Annotated in this window: 22 protein-coding genes; 12 read left to right on the top strand and 10 right to left on the bottom strand. The window is 33.1% G+C overall.

What is annotated here, in order from left to right:
* Positions 1-111: 111 nt before the first annotated feature.
* The 3 genes from BFS35_RS13790 (at position 112) to BFS35_RS02015 (ending at position 1,531) form a co-directional block, all read left to right on the top strand.
* A complete protein-coding gene (locus tag BFS35_RS13790) occupies positions 112-285 on the top strand; it encodes a hypothetical protein (RefSeq protein ID WP_158554231.1) in 174 nt (57 codons plus the stop codon).
* A 102-nt stretch (positions 286-387) separates the two neighbouring features.
* A complete protein-coding gene (locus BFS35_RS02010; RefSeq protein WP_099578341.1) occupies positions 388-1,302 on the top strand; it encodes a hypothetical protein in 915 nt (304 codons plus the stop codon).
* 13 nt (positions 1,303-1,315) lie between these two features.
* Positions 1,316-1,531 carry a hypothetical protein gene (locus BFS35_RS02015; RefSeq protein WP_099578339.1) on the top strand — a complete coding sequence of 72 codons (216 nt, stop codon included), beginning with the start codon at positions 1,316-1,318 and terminating at the stop codon, positions 1,529-1,531.
* Positions 1,532-1,612: 81 nt separating this feature from the next.
* On the opposite strand, the gene BFS35_RS02020 is transcribed toward BFS35_RS02015, so the two are convergent.
* Positions 1,613-2,083, bottom strand: coding sequence for a CHAP domain-containing protein (locus BFS35_RS02020; RefSeq protein WP_099578337.1), 471 nt, complete (start codon positions 2,081-2,083; stop codon positions 1,613-1,615).
* Entirely contained in the window at positions 2,080-2,553 is a 474-nt protein-coding gene (locus BFS35_RS02025) for a GNAT family N-acetyltransferase (protein WP_099578613.1), read from the bottom strand. Before BFS35_RS02025 ends, BFS35_RS02020 begins: the two co-directional genes overlap by 4 nt.
* A gap of 356 nt (positions 2,554-2,909) precedes the next feature.
* Here BFS35_RS02025 and BFS35_RS02030 point away from each other — a divergent pair, with 356 nt between their 5' ends.
* Together BFS35_RS02030 and BFS35_RS02035 are read left to right on the top strand one after the other, a co-directional pair.
* Complete coding sequence (locus BFS35_RS02030) at positions 2,910-3,347, top strand: BrxA/BrxB family bacilliredoxin (protein WP_099578335.1); 438 nt, start codon at positions 2,910-2,912, stop codon at positions 3,345-3,347.
* A gap of 7 nt (positions 3,348-3,354) precedes the next feature.
* Positions 3,355-4,323: an aromatic acid exporter family protein gene (locus BFS35_RS02035; RefSeq protein WP_099578333.1), complete on the top strand. Its 969-nt coding sequence runs from the start codon at positions 3,355-3,357 to the stop codon at positions 4,321-4,323.
* A 32-nt stretch (positions 4,324-4,355) separates the two neighbouring features.
* Here the strand turns inward: BFS35_RS02035 and prli42 are convergent, their stop codons facing one another.
* On the bottom strand, positions 4,356-4,457 hold the full coding sequence (prli42, locus tag BFS35_RS13795; RefSeq protein WP_157742174.1) for a stressosome-associated protein Prli42: 102 nt from the start codon (positions 4,455-4,457) through the stop codon (positions 4,356-4,358).
* Positions 4,458-4,583: 126 nt separating this feature from the next.
* Between prli42 and BFS35_RS02040 the strand changes: the two genes are divergently transcribed.
* Both BFS35_RS02040 and gndA read left to right on the top strand, forming a co-directional pair.
* Positions 4,584-5,687 carry a M20/M25/M40 family metallo-hydrolase gene (locus BFS35_RS02040; RefSeq protein WP_099578331.1) on the top strand — a complete coding sequence of 368 codons (1,104 nt, stop codon included), beginning with the start codon at positions 4,584-4,586 and terminating at the stop codon, positions 5,685-5,687.
* 60 nt (positions 5,688-5,747) lie between these two features.
* The gene (gene gndA / locus BFS35_RS02045) at positions 5,748-7,151 is read left to right on the top strand and encodes an NADP-dependent phosphogluconate dehydrogenase (RefSeq protein ID WP_099578329.1); all 1,404 of its coding nucleotides are present in this window, start codon (positions 5,748-5,750) and stop codon (positions 7,149-7,151) included.
* Between the two features lie 47 nt (positions 7,152-7,198).
* Here the strand turns inward: gndA and BFS35_RS02050 are convergent, their stop codons facing one another.
* The 3 genes from BFS35_RS02050 to zwf form a co-directional block, all read right to left on the bottom strand.
* Positions 7,199-8,035: a helix-turn-helix domain-containing protein gene (locus BFS35_RS02050; protein ID WP_099578327.1), complete on the bottom strand. Its 837-nt coding sequence runs from the start codon at positions 8,033-8,035 to the stop codon at positions 7,199-7,201.
* 26 nt (positions 8,036-8,061) lie between these two features.
* Positions 8,062-8,697 (bottom strand): hypothetical protein, encoded by a 636-nt coding sequence (locus BFS35_RS02055; RefSeq protein WP_147329900.1) that lies wholly within the window; start codon positions 8,695-8,697, stop codon positions 8,062-8,064.
* A 79-nt stretch (positions 8,698-8,776) separates the two neighbouring features.
* Complete coding sequence (zwf, locus tag BFS35_RS02060) at positions 8,777-10,255, bottom strand: glucose-6-phosphate dehydrogenase (protein WP_099578323.1); 1,479 nt, start codon at positions 10,253-10,255, stop codon at positions 8,777-8,779.
* A 108-nt stretch (positions 10,256-10,363) separates the two neighbouring features.
* Between zwf and rnz the strand changes: the two genes are divergently transcribed.
* Positions 10,364-11,284 (top strand): ribonuclease Z, encoded by a 921-nt coding sequence (gene rnz / locus BFS35_RS02065; protein ID WP_099578321.1) that lies wholly within the window; start codon positions 10,364-10,366, stop codon positions 11,282-11,284.
* A 52-nt stretch (positions 11,285-11,336) separates the two neighbouring features.
* On the opposite strand, the gene proC is transcribed toward rnz, so the two are convergent.
* On the bottom strand, positions 11,337-12,140 hold the full coding sequence (proC, locus tag BFS35_RS02070) for a pyrroline-5-carboxylate reductase (RefSeq protein WP_099578319.1): 804 nt from the start codon (positions 12,138-12,140) through the stop codon (positions 11,337-11,339).
* Between the two features lie 106 nt (positions 12,141-12,246).
* On the opposite strand from proC, the gene BFS35_RS02075 reads away from it, so the two are divergent.
* Complete coding sequence (locus BFS35_RS02075) at positions 12,247-13,002, top strand: SDR family NAD(P)-dependent oxidoreductase (protein WP_158554232.1); 756 nt, start codon at positions 12,247-12,249, stop codon at positions 13,000-13,002.
* 72 nt (positions 13,003-13,074) lie between these two features.
* On the opposite strand, the gene BFS35_RS02080 is transcribed toward BFS35_RS02075, so the two are convergent.
* Together BFS35_RS02080 and BFS35_RS02085 are read right to left on the bottom strand one after the other, a co-directional pair.
* Positions 13,075-14,064, bottom strand: a complete 990-nt coding sequence (locus tag BFS35_RS02080) for an alpha/beta hydrolase (protein ID WP_099578315.1) — start codon at positions 14,062-14,064, stop codon at positions 13,075-13,077.
* Positions 14,061-14,978, bottom strand: coding sequence for an aldo/keto reductase (locus tag BFS35_RS02085; RefSeq protein WP_099578313.1), 918 nt, complete (start codon positions 14,976-14,978; stop codon positions 14,061-14,063). The genes BFS35_RS02080 and BFS35_RS02085 overlap by 4 nt, the downstream gene beginning before the upstream one ends.
* A 64-nt stretch (positions 14,979-15,042) precedes the next feature.
* Here BFS35_RS02085 and BFS35_RS02090 point away from each other — a divergent pair, with 64 nt between their 5' ends.
* From BFS35_RS02090 to xerD, 3 genes are all read left to right on the top strand, one after another.
* Positions 15,043-15,582, top strand: a complete 540-nt coding sequence (locus BFS35_RS02090; RefSeq protein ID WP_099578311.1) for an NUDIX hydrolase — start codon at positions 15,043-15,045, stop codon at positions 15,580-15,582.
* Between the two features lie 97 nt (positions 15,583-15,679).
* A complete protein-coding gene (gene fur, locus BFS35_RS02095; protein ID WP_099578309.1) occupies positions 15,680-16,159 on the top strand; it encodes a ferric iron uptake transcriptional regulator in 480 nt (159 codons plus the stop codon).
* A gap of 92 nt (positions 16,160-16,251) precedes the next feature.
* The gene (gene xerD, locus BFS35_RS02100; protein WP_099578308.1) at positions 16,252-17,139 is read left to right on the top strand and encodes a site-specific tyrosine recombinase XerD; all 888 of its coding nucleotides are present in this window, start codon (positions 16,252-16,254) and stop codon (positions 17,137-17,139) included.
* A 162-nt stretch (positions 17,140-17,301) separates the two neighbouring features.
* Here the strand turns inward: xerD and BFS35_RS02110 are convergent, their stop codons facing one another.
* Positions 17,302-17,811, bottom strand: coding sequence for a DUF309 domain-containing protein (locus tag BFS35_RS02110; RefSeq protein WP_158554233.1), 510 nt, complete (start codon positions 17,809-17,811; stop codon positions 17,302-17,304).
* Positions 17,812-17,823 lie beyond the last annotated feature (12 nt).

Raw genomic sequence — 17,823 nt, forward strand, 5'->3', positions numbered from 1 at the left:
CAAATTTGTAGTGTAATTAAAGTATGAATATCAAAGTAATAATAATTTATACTCTAATCATTTCAATTAAGGTGTTTTATGATAATAATACTAAACTTTGAGGACAATCGCTTGCAAGGTACAGTTTTAAATGGATTCTCTAATTTAGAAGAACATATGGTAATATCATTACCGGACAAAATCCACAATCGCCAAAAAGTGTGGCTAAGAAAGTCTGGAATGCAATTCACTAATTATTTTACGAAAGAATATATGTATTACAAATCTATCCATAGTTTTGGATAGATTTTTTTATATATTTACTGTCATATTAAGTTAATTATATAATATATGTGATTAAGTGCTAAACTATGGTAATTTCAATTTAAAATACGAGGAGGGATGAAGATGACTTTCACAAAACGTGTAATAACTTCTGTTATAATCATTTTTCTAATTGCAGCAGGAATCTTGTATTCTGAGTCAACAAAAGAACATGTTAAAGCTAAACCGATAAAAGAGAGTACGCTGATTAAACAATTAGAGAGTAACGCGTATGCAAATGGTGAAGCTGCGATGAAAGATTTTAAAGAAAAGCTTTTTCCTCATTCAAAGAGTGAAGGTATGATTGTAAATCCAGATAAGCAATCAAATCCTAAATTTTACTCTATAATTGTTAGTGAGAAAGAGAAAAATGACAAAAACAAAAATTACGCTTTTGGATATGCCATTTATAATCCGAAAAATAAAAATTATAAACTGGACATTATAGCTACAGGTATCCAGTTAGAAGAAGGAATGACAGGTATAACAAAGAAAACAGTCATTGGCAATACTGTTTCGACATTTTATGCTGGACATAACGAAGATGATAAACTTGAAAAATATGAATCTGGCGTGATTGATGAAGCAACAAATCTTACGGTTAAATTTACAGATCAGATTATACATAATACACAAAGATTAGATGATATTATTTCAAATGAATATATTGAAAGTCTGAATGCATTAGAAATGGCTGTAGTAACTCAAACGCCCCCATATAATCCTAAAAATCTTAAAGTTATGATTGCTGATTATGAGCTGGATGGTAATCAATATGGTGCGGTAGCTGTTATTCACAATAGTGGTGGAGGGCGTATAGTGACACGTGTTGTTGATAATCTATTGATATCAAAGCATATGCAAACCTTTAATAAATCACTTAAAATTGATGGTCAGCAATTAGATATTACGATAGGGAATGAAATTGTAGCATCTTCAAAGAACAGTATTAAACATGAAGTAGGTAATGTGGGTACTGTTTCGGTCAATATTAAATAAAGAGGTGGATATTATGAATTTTGGAGACAAACTATTTATTTTATTTTTAAATGCATGCTGGATGTTTTTCATTTATTATTTGGTAAGAATTCACGACAATGAGTTTTTAAATTATTTACCGTTTATCATACCTGCAAGCTTAATTGTTATTTGTTTTATCATGTTGATTCAATTAAGAGATGAATCGACAAAAGATGTAAAAGTAAGAGAGTTTGATGAAGAAAAGTAGATTATCTTACTATTATTATAGAATGGTAATAATTTTTTGTATTAATAAGATCAAAAAAAGTACTAGCTGTTTATATATCAGTTAGTACTTTTTTGGATTTATCTTAGGATGGATAATTTTATATCTCGATAGATCTTTCTTATAAATAATACGCTCTGTTATTTCATATGGCTGTGTATAATTCATCTCTGAAACTTTTACATTACCGTTTTGATATACATGTTCAATGTATGCTACATGACCTTGCGTACCTCTCGGTGATTGAAGTAACGCACCTTTTCTTGGCGAATGGTTTACATTATATCCATCTTGTTTAGCAAGTTTCGCCCAGTGCTTGGCATCACGCCAGGATCGTTCTATCATGTTGCCGTCTTTCTTTACTTTATCAAATACATAATAAGTACATTGTCCTTTATCATAAGTATTTGTAGCCATCGGATTTGGCATAAGTTCAATGCGTAATGTGTTGTAGTTATCGATTATCCTATCTTGATTTATAAAAAGCAGAAATAATGATAATAATATAATGAAGAATGAGATTATTCTTTTCATAGTGATTTTATATACCAGCGATCCATTGCTGAATGGTCACTGCCTTCGATTGGTTGTTCTAATAATTGAAAGCCATACTTTTCATAGAGCATACATGCAACTTCTAGTTTACTCATTGTTTCTAAATAACAAGCATTATAATGGTTTGATGCAAATGCTAATGCCTGGTCCATTAATAGTTTAGAGATACCTTTACCTTGAGCGGATTCTGAAAGATATAGTTTTTGAAGTTCACATATCATCCCATCTTCACTGAATGGGGCAATGCCAACACCACCTAAAACTTCTCCATTTTGCTCTGCTATCCAGTACTGTGCATTTACACGTTCATTATAATATGAAGATAGTTGTGCTAGTTCAGGATCAAAGTATGCTGATCCTGGAATATCTAAGTTGAACGATTCAAGAGATGATTGAATAATTTTATGGATGATGGGATTATCTTTTTGTTGGATGGGTCGGATTTGAATTGTATTAGGCATAAGATTACCTCCTTTAAGATTACTGTAAATAGTAATGAAGCACGGTGTGTATGTCAATAAAATAGGGATGCTTAATAATTATTCCTAGTTTATTTCAATTATACAACTGTTATATATCATTGAGTAAGTTAGCAAATGAATAATTGTATTTAAGTTTAAAGAAATAATACACTGACTGATAAGCAAACGAACAACCGCAAATATGAAATATTATGTTATACGCTCCTAGCAATCAATAAGCTATATATTATCTACATCTTTTTATATTTCACGAATTAATCACTAGATTTAACGGTCTTTATTCGTTATGATAGTTGTATCAATTTAGAAGAGGTGTTTTATCAATGGATATGAATTTTAATATGTTTATGGAAGATTTCGTAAATAATGCACGTCAAGAAATCGAAACTGCGGGTTACAAACAGTTAACAACGGCTGAAGCGGTTAAAGAAACGTTTGAGAAACCTGGTACAACATTTGTTATGATCAACTCTGTTTGTGGTTGTGCTGGCGGTATCGCACGTCCTGCTGCTGCGCATGCTTTACATTATGATAAATTGCCTGATCAATTAGTAACTGTATTTGCTGGTCAGGATAAAGAAGCGACTGAAACAGCTCGTGATTACTTTGAAGGTTATCCACCAAGCAGTCCATCATTTGCTTTACTTAAAGATGGTAAGATTGTGAAAATGATCGAAAGACATGAAATTGAAGGTCACGATCCAATGAGTGTTATTACAAACATTCAAGCTTTATTCGAAGAGCATTGTGAGGAACGTTAATTCATTCATGAAGATTAAACCTTACAAGATTGGTTCGCGTACGATTAAGACTGCTTTCGGTATGTCTCTCGGCGTAATCATCTGTAAGATGATGGGTCTCGAGAATTTCTCATCTGCTGCTATTTTAGTCGTTCTTTGTGTGAAGAATACAAAAGTAAAATCTTTAGAAGCTGCAAGTGCGAGATTTTTCTCGTGCTTGCTTGGTATTTTGTTTTCATATATTTTCTTTATGAATTTAGGCTTTAATCCGATTGTCCTCGGTATTCTCGTCTTACTGTTTATTCCTGTTACAGTAATGTTCGGTATACAAGAAGGGGTTGTCACAAGTATCGTTATCATTCTACATTGCTTTAATTCAGGACATATCGACTGGGCATTAGCTGTTAATGAATTTCTATTACTTTGTGTAGGCATGGGCATCGCTTTAATTTTAAATCTTTATATGCCGAATCACAACAATGCATTACATGGTTATAAACGTGCAATAGAGATGGAATTTCAGGTTATTGTCAGCCGATTGAGCGATGCGTTAAAGCATCCTGAAATTGTATTGAACACAAATGATATTGATAAGCTGCATGAAACGATAGAACGTGCGAAGTCACTCGCCTATATGGAAGTCGAGAATCATTTTTCACGTAATGATAATTCATATTATCATTATTTTGATATGCGTGAATCTCAACTTGAACTTTTGGCACGTATGACACACCTGATCAATGATATAAGCTGTAAAGATAAGCTGCATATGCAGTGTAGCGGATTATTAGAGGATTTATCAAATAATATTACAAGTAATAACTTTACTGCTATTAGACTTCATGATTTGTATGAGATAATGCTCGATCTTGATAATTATCCATTACCTGATTCACATGAGCGATTAAAATCTCGTTCTGCTGCAATCCAGCTGCTAAAAGAAATTGAAAGTTATTTAATGATTAAATCTAAATTTGGATCTTTAAAGATGTACTAAAAAAAACGTTGAGAAATTATTCTCAACGTTTTTTACATATTAAGATATGGTAATACTGCGCTAAGTACTAATGCTGCAACAATTAGTACAAGTAAGACGATGATAAAGACTTTGCGTGCTGTTTTGTTATTCATTCTGTACTTCCTTTCTTAAGTGCGTTTTATTTATTATATCAAATAATTGATTTTACGTCTTATCCTTTATTGATGAACAGTTGTTTGGTACGATAAATATAAATAATATTTTGAGGAGTGTTGTAAATGAACCAGCAAAGATTAGTGGATACTTTTATTGAACTTGTAAAGATTGATAGCGAGAGTGGTAATGAACGTGAGATTGCAAATCATTTAAAAATATTATATGCAGAGCTTGGCTTTGAAGTCACTGAAGACGATACACAAAGCAAGACAGGTTTTGGTGCGGGCAACCTAATTATGAAATTAAAAGGGACAACAGATCAGGAGACAATCTTACTATCTTGTCATATGGATACTGTTACACCTGGTAATGGCATAAACCCGATTATTACTAATAATGTCATTCATACAGATGGTTCTACGATTCTTGGTGCAGATGATAAAGCGGGGATTGCTGCAATGATTGAAGCAATTCGAACGATTAATGAAGAACAAATTCCACATGGTGATATTGAAGTTGTAATTTCTGTTGGAGAAGAATCTCATTTAATAGGTGCTAGTGTATTAGATGGATCAAAATTAGATGCGAAACTTGGCTTTGCATTAGATGCTGGCAGTAAAGTTGGTACAATTGTAAACCAGGCGCCAACAAACGCAACGCTTAACATTGAAATTACAGGTGTTACGGCACATGCGGGTGTGGCCCCAGAAAACGGCGTGAGTGCAATAAACATTGCTTCACGTGCAATCAGTAATATGAAACTAGGTAGAATAGATGCAGAGACAACTGCAAATATCGGTACGATTAATGGTGGTTCAAGAACAAATATAGTCGCTGAAAAATGTAATATTGTTGCTGAAGCGCGTAGTTTAGTTGATAGTAAAATGGAAGCACAAGTTGCACACATGAAAGAAGCGATCCTTACTGCTGCAGCAGAACTTGGTGGTAAAGCTGATGTTGAGGTTAAAGTTAATTATCCTTCATTCAATGTTGATAAAACAAGCAAGGTTATTGAGATTGTAAGTCAAGCAGCTGAACGTGTAGGTAGAACACCAGAAGTTGTATCTAACGGTGGGGGTAGTGATGCTAACTTTATTAACAAGTTTGTTCCAACTGTTGTATTAGCTGTCGGCTATCAGGATATTCATACGGTAAATGAAAAGATGCCGATTGATGAATTAAATAAATTAACAGAACAAGTAATTGAAATCATTAAGCTTGTTTAGTTAAAACAATATAGACATGTGCTATAATAATCATGAAAATTCATTTGAAAGAGGTATATTATGAGTAAACAACAAATAGGTGTAATCGGTTTAGCCGTAATGGGTAAAAATTTAGCGTGGAATATAGAATCACGCGGAAATACTGTTTCAGTATTTAACCGTTCAAAAGAAAAAACTGAAGAAATGATGAAAGAATCAGTTGGTAAAAATATTTTCCCAACATACTCTCTAGAAGAATTTGTTGATAGTCTTGAAAAGCCACGTAAAATCATGATGATGGTGAAAGCTGGAGAAGCAACAGATGCAACAATTGAAAGCTTAATTCCATTATTAGATCAAGGCGATATTTTAATTGATGGTGGTAACACTAACTACAACGATACGATTCGTCGTAATGCATATCTTTCAGAAAAAGGATTCAATTTCATCGGTACTGGTGTTTCAGGTGGTGAAGAAGGTGCATTACATGGACCTTCAATTATGCCAGGTGGTCAAAAAGAGGCATACGAACTTGTTAGACCTATTTTAGAATCAATTGCTGCTAAAGCTAAAGACGGCAAACCATGTGTTGCCTATATCGGTCCGGATGGTGCGGGTCATTACGTTAAAATGGTGCATAACGGTATTGAATATGCAGATATGCAGTTAATCGCTGAAAGTTATGATTTAATGAAAAATGTACTAGGTATGTCAAATGATGAAATTGCTGATACATTTAAATCATGGAATGAAGGCGAATTAGATAGCTACCTAATCGAAATCACGGCTGATATCTTTAAGAAATTAGATGAAGATGGTACGCCACTCGTTGAAAAAGTAATGGATAAAGCTGGGCAAAAAGGAACAGGAAAATGGACTTCTATTAATGCATTAGACTTAGGTCAGCCATTAACAATAATCACAGAAAGTGTATTTGCACGTTTCATCTCAAGTCAAAAAGACGAAAGAATTGTAGCTAGTGAAAATATCAATTCAAATAAAACAAATTTTGAAGACGATAAAGCTGAATTTTTAGAAGCAATTCGTGAAGCATTATATATGAGTAAAATTTGTTGTTATGCGCAAGGATTTGCTCAAATGAAGGCAGCGAGTGAGGCTTATAACTGGAATTTACAGTTAGGTGATTTAGCAATGATCTGGCGTGAAGGTTGTATCATTCGTGCACAATTCTTACAAAAGATTAAAGAAGCATATGATAATAACGCAGATTTACAAAACTTATTATTAGACCCATACTTCAAAGAAGTTGTAGAAAAGTATCAAACAAGTTTACGTAAGGTGGCAGCTACTGCAATCACTACAGGTACACCAGCACCAAGTTTTGCAGCAGCAATTAATTATTTTGATTCTTATACATCAAAAGATTTACCTGCAAACTTAATTCAGGCACAACGTGATTATTTCGGTGCGCACACTTATGAACGTAAAGATAAGGAAGGCGTATTCCATACAGACTGGAAATAATTTTGTTTATATCAAAAAGCGCGCAAGACAATCGTCTTGCGCGCTTTTTATAATGTTGGTATCCAAAGTTCAACTTTATTGAAACTATTATCAAAATCCATATCATCAGGAAAAATATAAATATACTGACTATTACGTTCGTAGTGTATATTAAAGTCTACTTGTTTTTCGACAGATTGCCAAATTTCATTAAATACATAATCAAGCTTTCCACGAGCTTCAAATTTAGCGTAATCACCGTTAAAGATTTGTTTGCTTTCATAATCAAAAGTACGTTCTGACTTAACACCTATAAATATTTCTATATCATTTGGATTAGGTTGAACAACTACATAAATTTTTTTGTCTGAGCTAAATGATAATAATGATTTAATTTCTTCCTTTTCTTTTAACTCATAGACAATATCCGGCACTAGAAAATGATTACCTAATTCATTAAATGAAACGATTTCTTGTATGCCTACAATTCTGAAACTATCCATCGTCTGCATTTTATAAGGCATCGGAGGCTTCGTCGTCACAGAAAGCTGAATGTAGAGTCGTTCTACCATTCTCAATTGTTCAGGGTTAGTTCTAACCTGAATCGGTGAAATTTGATGGTGATTGCTAAATGCAGTACTAAATTCATGTGCAGTTGAAAAACCGAACTGATTGGCGATATCCACAAGACGGTAATTACCATTTAACAACTTTTTAGCGGCCTCGGTCATTTTACGATGATATATATATTCTTCTATATTCATGCCGGTAATCATAGTAAATGTTTGATTTATATGCATTGGATTTTCATTTAAATATGTTCCGATTATTTCATATTTAAATGGTTCGAATAAATGATCTTCAATATATACGATTGTTTTCTGCATTAAGTCAATATTATTCATAATTCACATCTTCCTTAAAGTATGCTTTAAATAGATTTCGTGTATTCATAGATATTTATTTTTTCTGATGGATCATTATTTATTTGTTGCAAAGGAATATGATATTTCAAATTGAAATGAATGATATCCTGTAAATATACTTCATATTCTGGTTTTGCATAATACAGAATGATATCACATTTTTCAATAGATGATGTCATTAAGTTATCCATCACTTTTTGAAATACGAATACAGAAAAAGGATTGAAGAAAAATAAATGTGTTTCTTTACCGCTAAATTGATACTGTAATGCATTAATATTTTGCGCAGTAACATCATTTTCTTGATGATGTAATAAGCTATAATTTTTAATGTTTTCAAGACTTTTTAAGTAAAGCTGCTTATTCAGTTCAATACCGATTGTTTTAATTTTGAATACATAGTTAGTGAAGATTGGAACGCGCATTAATCCAGAGCCAAAATCTACTAGTAATGCATCTTCATTTAAGTCTTCTTTAATCATGTTAAATAATAATAATAAATCATGATAAATCGTTGGTTCGTAACGATTCGAATGATGATTTGTAAAAGTTTCAAGATAAGGATCAGTCTTTATATTGAGCAATGTATCGAAATCCTGCTCTGAGTAATGTTCAAATGATGATCGTAAAAATTTATTCATAATTCAAATATTAACACAATTATGGCACAATAAAAACCTTTGTATCATAATGATTCAAAGGTTTTTAAAGATTTAAATATTAAACGTCCCACCAGTGAAAATTATCTCGACTTAATAACAAATCGCTTTTAACAGGACCGTTAGATCCAGCCTGATAATTAGGGAATGGAGCAGGATGTGCATCCCAGTATTCAGCAACAGTATCCACATAACTCCATGTTGCCTTTAATTCTTCCCAGTGTGTAAAGTTAGTGGCATCGCCTTTTAGACAGTCATAAATTAATCCTTCATATGCGTCGACTGTATTCATCTTATCTTGTGTCGTCATCGCATATGATAATTTAACTGGTTCAGTATCGATACCTTCGATATATTTACGTGCATTTAAATGCAGTTCAATACCTTCATTTGGTTGAATATTAATAACAAGTAAATTGGAATCTAGCTGATTATCCTTTTGATAATAAAGATTCATCGGCATCTCTTTAAATTCAACAACAACGCGTATTTCTTTTTCCTTCATACGTTTACCTGTACGAATGTAGAAGGGCACACCTGCCCATCTAAAGTTATCGAGCATAACTTTAGCAGCAACAAATGTAGGTGTGTTACTTTCTGGATTCACATTTTCTTCATCACGATAACGCTTTACTTTTTCACCGTTAATTTCACCAACATCATATTGTCCACGAACGAAATAGCTTCTTACGTGTTCAGGCTGAATTTTGCGGATAGAACGGAGTGCCTTTACTTTTTCATTCCGAATATCTTCAGATGATAATGATATAGGGGGCTCCATTGCAAGCAAAGAAACAATTTGTAACATATGATTTTGTACCATATCTTTTAAAGCACCACTATTATCATAATAACCACCACGGTCTTCAACACCTAAAATTTCTGAAGAAGTGACTTGAATATTTGAGATATATTTATTATTCCATAACGGTTCAAACATTGCATTGCTAAATCGAATTACTTCGATATTTTGTACCATATCTTTACCAAGATAATGGTCAATTCGATAAATTTCCTCTTCTTTAAACGATTTTCTTAGCTGATTATTTAGTTTTTCAGCAGAAGCAAGATCTTTACCGAAAGGTTTTTCAATAATTAAGCGTTTAAATCCTTTTGTTTTTGTCAGTCCGCTAGATTTCAAGAAATCTGATACAGTACCAAAAAATTCTGGTGCCATTGCTAAATAGAATAGACGGTTACCATTTAAGTCATATTGGGCATCTAAAGATTCAGAGAGTGTTAGCAGCGCATCATAACTTTCTTTATTATTGACGTCATGAGACTGATAATAAACATGTTCCATAAATTCATCGATTTTATGTGTATCTTTAACAAATTTTTCGATAGATGATTTAATTTCTGCTCTGAATTTTTCATTTGTCCAGTCACGTCGTCCAATACCAATGATTGCAACATGCTCATTCAAGTTATCTTGCTGATAAAGGTGGAATAAAGATGGAAATAACTTGCGGTGACTTAAATCACCTGTTGCACCGAAAATTGTTATTAAACAGGGAATATTTTGCTTTTCAATATCCAAAATAAATACCTCGATTCTATTAAAGTCTATTTTATTTTTTCATACAATGCCTAAAAAAACAATTAAAACATGCTATAATGACGTGATGAAATAAAAGGTGGTAGAAAAATGAAAATAACTTTTTTAGGTACGAGTGCAGGTTTACCAACAAAAGAAAGAAATACACAAACAATCATACTTTCTCTTGCACCGTTAAATAATACGTTCTGGTTATTTGATGCTGGTGAAGCTTGTCAGCATCAGATATTACATACAAATATTAAACTTGGAAAGCTTGATCATATATTTATTACACATCTGCATGGCGATCATATTTTTGGATTACCGGGTCTACTGACATCAAGAAGCTTTCAAGGTGGTGAAAATAAGCCGTTAAAAGTATTTGGCCCAAAAGGTATAAAAGCATATATCGAAACGTCACTATTAATTTCTGGGTCGCACTTGAATTATCCGCTAGAAATTATCGAAATAGCTGATGGAGATGAGTTACAGATTGATCAGATATGCGTCAGTATAAGAAAATTAAATCATGGTATAGATTCATACGGCTATCGTATCCAATTTCCTGACACAGAAGGTAATTTAATCTCGGATAAGTTGATTGAAGCGGGCATACAACCTGGTCCTATATATCAACAATTTAAAACACAGGAATTTGTTGAGGTAGATGGTATCATTTATGAAACGAAAAACTATCGAAATCCAGATAAGCCTGGTAAGATTATTACGATATTTGGTGACACAATGCCATGTGAGGCAGAAATAGCTCTGGCAAATAATGCAGATGTTATCGTACATGAAAGTACATATTTAGATGGTGACTTGGATTTGAGTCATAAATATTACCATAGTCATATTGATGACGTAGCAAATCTTGTTGCAGTATCACATGCAAAAAAAGTATTGATCAATCATGTGAGTAATCGTTATGATTTACAGGATATTGTATTATTGAAAGATGTAATACAGCATAAATATCCCGATATGGTTTTTGAAATTGTGAAGGACTTTGATAGTTTTGAAATATAAACAATGCGCGCTCAATTAGCTGAGCGCGCATTGTTTATATTTATACTTATATTTATTTTCCTAATTCTTTACTACGATTTAAAGCTTCATTTAAGCAATCTACGAATATTTCTTCAATAGGGTGTTTCGCTAAAGCATCCAGTCCTGCCTTCGTTGTACCACCTTTTGAAGTGATATTCTCACGCAACTGATCTAGAGACAGTTCACTATTTTCAAGCATTCTTGCAGTACCGATAATCAGTTTACGTACCGCAATATCAGTATCTTCATGTGATAAGCCAAGTTGATTTGCTGCATTGATATACTGTTCATACATATAGTATAAAAATGCAGGGCCACTGCCTGTGATTGCAGTAACGTCATGTAATGAATCTTCTTCAACTTCAATTGAAGTACCAAAAGCATCAAGTAAATCAAATAAAAGCTGTTTATCACTTTCTTCAAAATTATCAGAGAAAGAGATACCAGTCACTGACTGCTGGACATGCGCATTTGTATTCGGCATGATACGTGCAACTGGATTTGATGTCTGAAGCTTTGTCTTGATTTGATTGATTGGCACACCGGCCATCATTGATACAAACTTATTGTTTGCATTATGATGAGGTTGAATACGCTCAACAAGCGAATCAAAATCATGAGGCTTAACAGCTAAAAATACAAAATCAGCATTTGATAATAATTCAACATCGTCATAGCTATATTGTGTATTTAATGTACTGTTTAATCTTTTTAATTCTTCAATGTCACTTCTATTTGTTAAATATATATCTTCACCTTTTACGGTATTACTTTCTATCAAGCCTGTAAAAATTGCGCTCGCCATATTACCTGAGCCGTAAAATACAATCTTCATGTCACATGCCTCCTGGATTCTTTGTTAGTATTATTATAAGATTGTAGTTGATAAAACACAATTTTGACACAAAATAAATTGTTAAAATAACAGGGTGGTTTGCATATTGATCGGAAAAAATGCATTGATTACAGGTGCTACAAGTGGTGTAGGTTTGAAGTTAACAGAGATTTTATTATCGCGTGGCGTCCATGTAACTGCTGTTGGAAGACGTATAGAACAACTAGATGTTCTAAAAAATAAGTATGATAATCTGGTGGTGCACAGAGTGGACATGGTTAACGATGATGAGTACGCACAATTTTTAAAATGGATTGATGGGCAGGGATCATTTGATTATCTAATCAATTGCGCTGGATTTGCAGAATATGGATCATTAATTGATCAAAGTGACGAAGTTATTGAAGATATGATACATGTCAATTTAACGCAGACCGTTATTCTTACGAAACATGTTCTACATAAAATGAATCCAGGAGGTATGGTTGTTACGATTGGTAGTCTTTCTGGTAAAGTAACGACACCATTTGGTGCTATATACGCCGCTTCAAAATCAGGAATAAATCAGGTGATGAACGCATTACGACTGGAACAGAGTCATATTCATTTTTTAACTGTGAATACGGGACCTGTAAATACACAATTTATTCAGAAAGCTAATAAAGGTAAGCCTATGAATAATTTAGCTGAGCAGGTACAGCTTGATGTCGATCAGTTAAGTAAACAAATAATAACTGCGATGATCGATAGAAAAACAGAACTTAATCTACCACTTTGGATGGATTCTGGTTTAAAGGCTTATGCACTTGCGCCGAGAAGTTTTGAAAGAATATTTAAAAGATATTTCATGACAAAAAAATAACAGGTGTAAGTTACACTTGTTATCTTGTTTTTATTATTATTTTGTCTTTATTATTATTTTGTTATGTCTTTATTATTTCTTCTTTTTTATTTTATGTTTTTCATTCGCTTTATTGTGTGTATTGTCATTTTTCGGTGGTAATAAGTCGAATGTCGTTAAGAAATGTTCCACTTTGTTCTTATATGAAATTGGATTGACGTTATAACTTGCAGCGTGACCACCATGTTCTGGATACCAGCGCATCTTAGGGCCACGCTTCTTATTATAAAGATCGACAGAGTGCGTATAAGGAATAAATACATCTGGTTTAGAATGGATAAACAGTATAGGCTGCTCAACATTTTGGATGACATCTATCGGTGACACTTGTTTCAGTGAAAAATGTGTTCTCATTTTCAGTACCTGATTTAAGGCTGATAATACAAAGCCACTTCCGAATGATGATTTCTGTTCTATGATTTGTGTCAATAATCGAGTAAAATTAGAAAATGCACAATCTGAAACATAGAATGCTGCTTCATTCGCTAATTCTCCAGCATAAAGTAATGTTGTAACTGCACCCATTGATTCACCATGGACACCGAAAGTAATGTCATAACCATATTGTTCTTTTAAAAAGGCGATAACAGATTCTAAATCTGTCTTTTCGTAATAGCCATATGTGCTGTGATTACCACCACTTTCCCCATGTCTACGATGATCAAAGATAATACCGTTAAATCCTAGCTCATTGAACATATTTAAATATTTTATACTTGTAATTTTATTTTCAGTAACACCATGACAGAATACCATCCAGTGTTTATGTTCATATGGCTTTACAACAGTTGCACTTAAGTTATATCCATTGCGTGATTGGATAGTAACATTAAGCGGTTGCTTTGCATTAAATGCTTCAACATCTAATCGTTTCGCCTTAATTTCACGGCGACGTATGACTTCAACATCACGTAATTTAAAATTCAGGACATAGTTTGAAGCAACCAATCCAACGATACTAGAAGTAATGCCTGATGCGAGTGATACACCGAGTAACGTCCTAGTTAATATTTTATTGTTCATACTAAATGATCCTCGTAATGTAAGTTTTTAAATGATTCAACTATTTTGTTAAGCTTTTGTTTGTCTATTGGATGTTTGATTGAAGTATCATATGCTTTAACATTTACCTGTAACTGTTCAACACTCGATGCACCATTTACAATTGAAGCAACAGGGTATGATGTTAAGTATTGATATACAGCCTGTTGTAACGGCGCAATTGTAGTAGATGCATCAAGACTTTGTCTTAATTCTTCCTGAGTCAATCCTAAAATACCTGATTCAAATTTTTTCTCTAATATTTCATCATATTTTTCAGTTAATAATCCTTTCATCAATGGTCCGCGAGCCAATATTTGCACGTCTTTTGATTGAATGGATTCAATTAAATCTGTTGGACGATTGTCAATTAGATTAAACTGCATCATGATCGTATCAATATTACTATGCTTTAAATAATAATCGATGACATTTGGTCGAATGGAACTGATGCCGTATGCACGAATAAGGCCTTCTTTTTTTAGTTGTTCAAATGTTTCGATGGTTTCATCCTTATTATCTTCAATCATACCGCCATGCAGCATATATAAATCTAAATAATCCGTTTCAAGACGTTTCAGACTTTCATGAATGCTTCGTGTAATATGTTCTTTTGAAGGATCCCACACTACATCATCATTTAGCATATTGAATCGATTACCCACTTTTGACGCTAAAGTAATCTGATCACGCTTTTTAGAATTTTTAATGAAATGACCGATATTTTTTTCATTCTGCCCTTTTTGATACAGGTCAGCAGTGTCTATGTATGTAACACCTAAATCCACTGCCTGATCAAGAATATATTGACTGTCAAGTGCATCCTGAGGGAGATTCATCGCACCAAGTCCCAGCTCAGAAAATTTTATGCCACTTTTTGTAGTATTAAATTTCATGTCTTTCCCTCCATTCGTTATAATAAATATAGTTTAACATGTACAAAAAGGAGAGTGTATTAATATGGATTTAACAGAACGCACACTATCAAAAGAAACGATACTAGACGGTAAGGTGTTGACTGTCGAAAGACACCAGGTTGAATTACCCAATGGTAAGGAAAGTACCAGGGAAGTGGTTCTGCATCCAGGAGCAGTTGCAGTGATTGCGATGAAACATAATAAATTACTGCTTGTAGAACAATTCAGAAAAGCACCTGGCGAAAATCTAATCGAGATCCCTGCAGGTAAAGTAGATCCTGGTGAAGCAAGACGTGACACTGCACTTCGTGAACTAGAAGAAGAAACAGGTTTTACTTCAAATACGATGGAACTGGTTAATGAGTTTTATGTTTCACCCGGATTCTGTAATGAATTTATTTCTTTATATGAAGCGGGGGAACTTATAGAATCTCATAACCTTGTAGCGGATGAAGATGAATTTGTATTGAAACACTGGTTGACATTAGAAGAGGCTAATAACTGGATAAAATCAGGGAAAATTAAAGATGCAAAGACGATTATAGCGATTCAATACTTGTTATTATCAATGAAAAAATATTAGATTATAATAATTCTAAAAAAGACATTATTTTTCTTGCTTTAATTCTCAATTACTGATATTTTATATATATCAATCGTAACCTTTAGGAGTGTTAGTAATGCAGGATAGAATTAATAGAATAAAGGAGCAGTTACATGATGCTTCTTATAAATTAACCCCTCAAAGGGAAGCGACAGTGACCGTATTATTAGAAAATGAAGCTGATCATCTGAGTGCAGAAGATGTTTTCCTGAAAGTAAAGGAACGTGCACCTGAAATTGGTCTCGCAACTGTATATCGTACATTAGAATTGCTGGCTGAATTGAAGATTGTAGATAAGATAAATTTTGGAGATGGCGTAGCTCGTTTTGATCTGAGAAAAGAAGGTGCAAAACACTTTCACCATCATCTAGTATGTATGAGTTGTGGAGATGTGGATGAAATAGAAGAAGATTTACTGGATGAAGTTGAAAAGAAAGTAGAATCTGATTATCATTTCTTAATAATGGATCATCGTTTAACTTTCCATGGTATTTGTAAAAAATGTACTGAAAAAGGCGTTCAACTTGAAGATCTTGATAAAAAAATAACAGAATAAAATGAAATGCAGGTGATACTTTCATCTGTTTTTTTTATATTTTTTAGTTGATTATATAATTATTATGGTAAACTAAATATTGAGGTGTTGATATGCAAACAATAATAGACGAATTTCTACATTTTATAATGATTGAAAAGGGATTGAGTAAAAATACGATAGCAGCCTATCGTAGAGATTTAAATCATTATCAGGCTTTTTTAGAAGAAGAGAAAATTGGTAATATTGATAACATCGATCGATATACGATTACATTATTTTTAGGTTATTTAAAAGATCAGGGGAAATCTGCAAAAACGTTAGCACGCGTTTCAGCGACAATTAGAGGATTTCATCAGTTTGCTTTAAGAGAAAAATATGCGGTTAAGGATCCTACTGTTATTCTTGAAGCACCAAAATATGAACGTAACTTACCGGATATTCTTTCTATAGAAGAGGTTGATAAATTTCTATCGACACCTGACACATCAAAGCTTACCGGAAAACGTGATCAGGCAATGCTGGAACTGTTATATGCTACCGGTATGCGCGTTTCAGAGCTGATAAATTTAAACGTAGATGATGTGAATACAATCATGGGTTTCGTTCGCGTATTCGGTAAAGGTAATAAAGAGCGTATTATTCCTATTGGAGATAACATGATTAAATTGCTGGAGACATATATCCATTCGACACGTTATAAGATGCTCAAAAAAGAAATGACAGACAGTTTATTTCTAAATTTTCATGGAAAACGACTTACACGACAGGGATTTTGGAAGATAATGCGCCAAATTAAAGTTGAAGCTGGCATTGACAAAAAATTAACGCCACATACATTACGCCATTCTTTTGCAACACATCTTTTAGAAAATGGTGCAGATTTACGTGCTGTTCAGGAAATGTTAGGTCATGCAGATATTTCAACAACACAACTATATACCCATATCAGTAAGAAACAAATACGGGAAGTGTATAAAAATACACATCCTAGAGCATAAGGAGTAAATATGAGTAAACAAAAACAAATTCAAAGAAATCAAGAGAAACTTAAATCAGAAAATGATAGAAAAAAACGAGTTTTTGTGCCAAAAGACACGTATGAAACAAATACTCAGATCAATCAGGAAAATGATCCAAAGCAAAATAAAAATAACTGGATATTATTTGGTTTTATCGCTTTGATGTGTATCATTTGGGGTATCCTGTACTGGATATTTATCGTTTAAAGCAAGTTGTCTCGCATGAATGACTTCAGATCTATCACGCAGTTTATGCTTATGAATGATTGCTTGTGTAGGTTCGCAGTAATGATTTGTATCTATTGCTTCAACAACAGGAAGTGTGATAGGTTGATAAGTTAAATTCTGTTGAATCGCAGATAATTGCTCTATTAAAACAGAAATATTGAGATATTCAGATAAGAAGTGTGTATTCATTTCAAGTAACAGTATCGTTTTTTTGATTAATGTAGTGGCACCACGCTTATTATGACGTCTTAAATGATACATGGCAGTTGCGAGCATTATAAGTGCCACTTCAGGATCCTGTTTAGTGAAATGTGATTTTTGTTTCCAGGCATCCTCCATAATTTCATGACATTCAAAATAATCGCGATGCACATGAAATTGAATAATATAATCCGAAAATGCTTGTTTGAATAATGCATGCATAAGAAATCCTCC

It is taken from the genome of Macrococcoides goetzii, assembly GCF_002742385.2.
Lineage (GTDB): Bacteria > Bacillota > Bacilli > Staphylococcales > Staphylococcaceae > Macrococcoides > Macrococcoides goetzii.

Bases quoted from the DNA above. Each gene is read 5' to 3' on its own strand.
- BFS35_RS02010 (WP_099578341.1), top strand. From the start codon at position 388: ATGACTTTCACAAAACGTGTAATAACTTCTGTTATAATCATTTTTCTA.
- BFS35_RS02015 (WP_099578339.1), top strand. From the start codon at position 1,316: ATGAATTTTGGAGACAAACTATTTATTTTATTTTTAAATGCATGCTGG.
- BFS35_RS02020 (WP_099578337.1), bottom strand. From the start codon at position 2,083: ATGAAAAGAATAATCTCATTCTTCATTATATTATTATCATTATTTCTG.
- BFS35_RS02030 (WP_099578335.1), top strand. From the start codon at position 2,910: ATGGATATGAATTTTAATATGTTTATGGAAGATTTCGTAAATAATGCA.
- BFS35_RS02035 (WP_099578333.1), top strand. From the start codon at position 3,355: ATGAAGATTAAACCTTACAAGATTGGTTCGCGTACGATTAAGACTGCT.
- prli42 (WP_157742174.1), bottom strand. From the start codon at position 4,457: ATGAATAACAAAACAGCACGCAAAGTCTTTATCATCGTCTTACTTGTA.
- BFS35_RS02040 (WP_099578331.1), top strand. From the start codon at position 4,584: ATGAACCAGCAAAGATTAGTGGATACTTTTATTGAACTTGTAAAGATT.
- gndA (WP_099578329.1), top strand. From the start codon at position 5,748: ATGAGTAAACAACAAATAGGTGTAATCGGTTTAGCCGTAATGGGTAAA.
- BFS35_RS02050 (WP_099578327.1), bottom strand. From the start codon at position 8,035: ATGAATAATATTGACTTAATGCAGAAAACAATCGTATATATTGAAGAT.
- BFS35_RS02055 (WP_147329900.1), bottom strand. From the start codon at position 8,697: ATGAATAAATTTTTACGATCATCATTTGAACATTACTCAGAGCAGGAT.
- rnz (WP_099578321.1), top strand. From the start codon at position 10,364: ATGAAAATAACTTTTTTAGGTACGAGTGCAGGTTTACCAACAAAAGAA.
- proC (WP_099578319.1), bottom strand. From the start codon at position 12,140: ATGAAGATTGTATTTTACGGCTCAGGTAATATGGCGAGCGCAATTTTT.
- BFS35_RS02080 (WP_099578315.1), bottom strand. From the start codon at position 14,064: ATGAACAATAAAATATTAACTAGGACGTTACTCGGTGTATCACTCGCA.
- BFS35_RS02085 (WP_099578313.1), bottom strand. From the start codon at position 14,978: ATGAAATTTAATACTACAAAAAGTGGCATAAAATTTTCTGAGCTGGGA.
- BFS35_RS02090 (WP_099578311.1), top strand. From the start codon at position 15,043: ATGGATTTAACAGAACGCACACTATCAAAAGAAACGATACTAGACGGT.
- fur (WP_099578309.1), top strand. From the start codon at position 15,680: ATGCAGGATAGAATTAATAGAATAAAGGAGCAGTTACATGATGCTTCT.
- xerD (WP_099578308.1), top strand. From the start codon at position 16,252: ATGCAAACAATAATAGACGAATTTCTACATTTTATAATGATTGAAAAG.
- BFS35_RS02110 (WP_158554233.1), bottom strand. From the start codon at position 17,811: ATGCATGCATTATTCAAACAAGCATTTTCGGATTATATTATTCAATTT.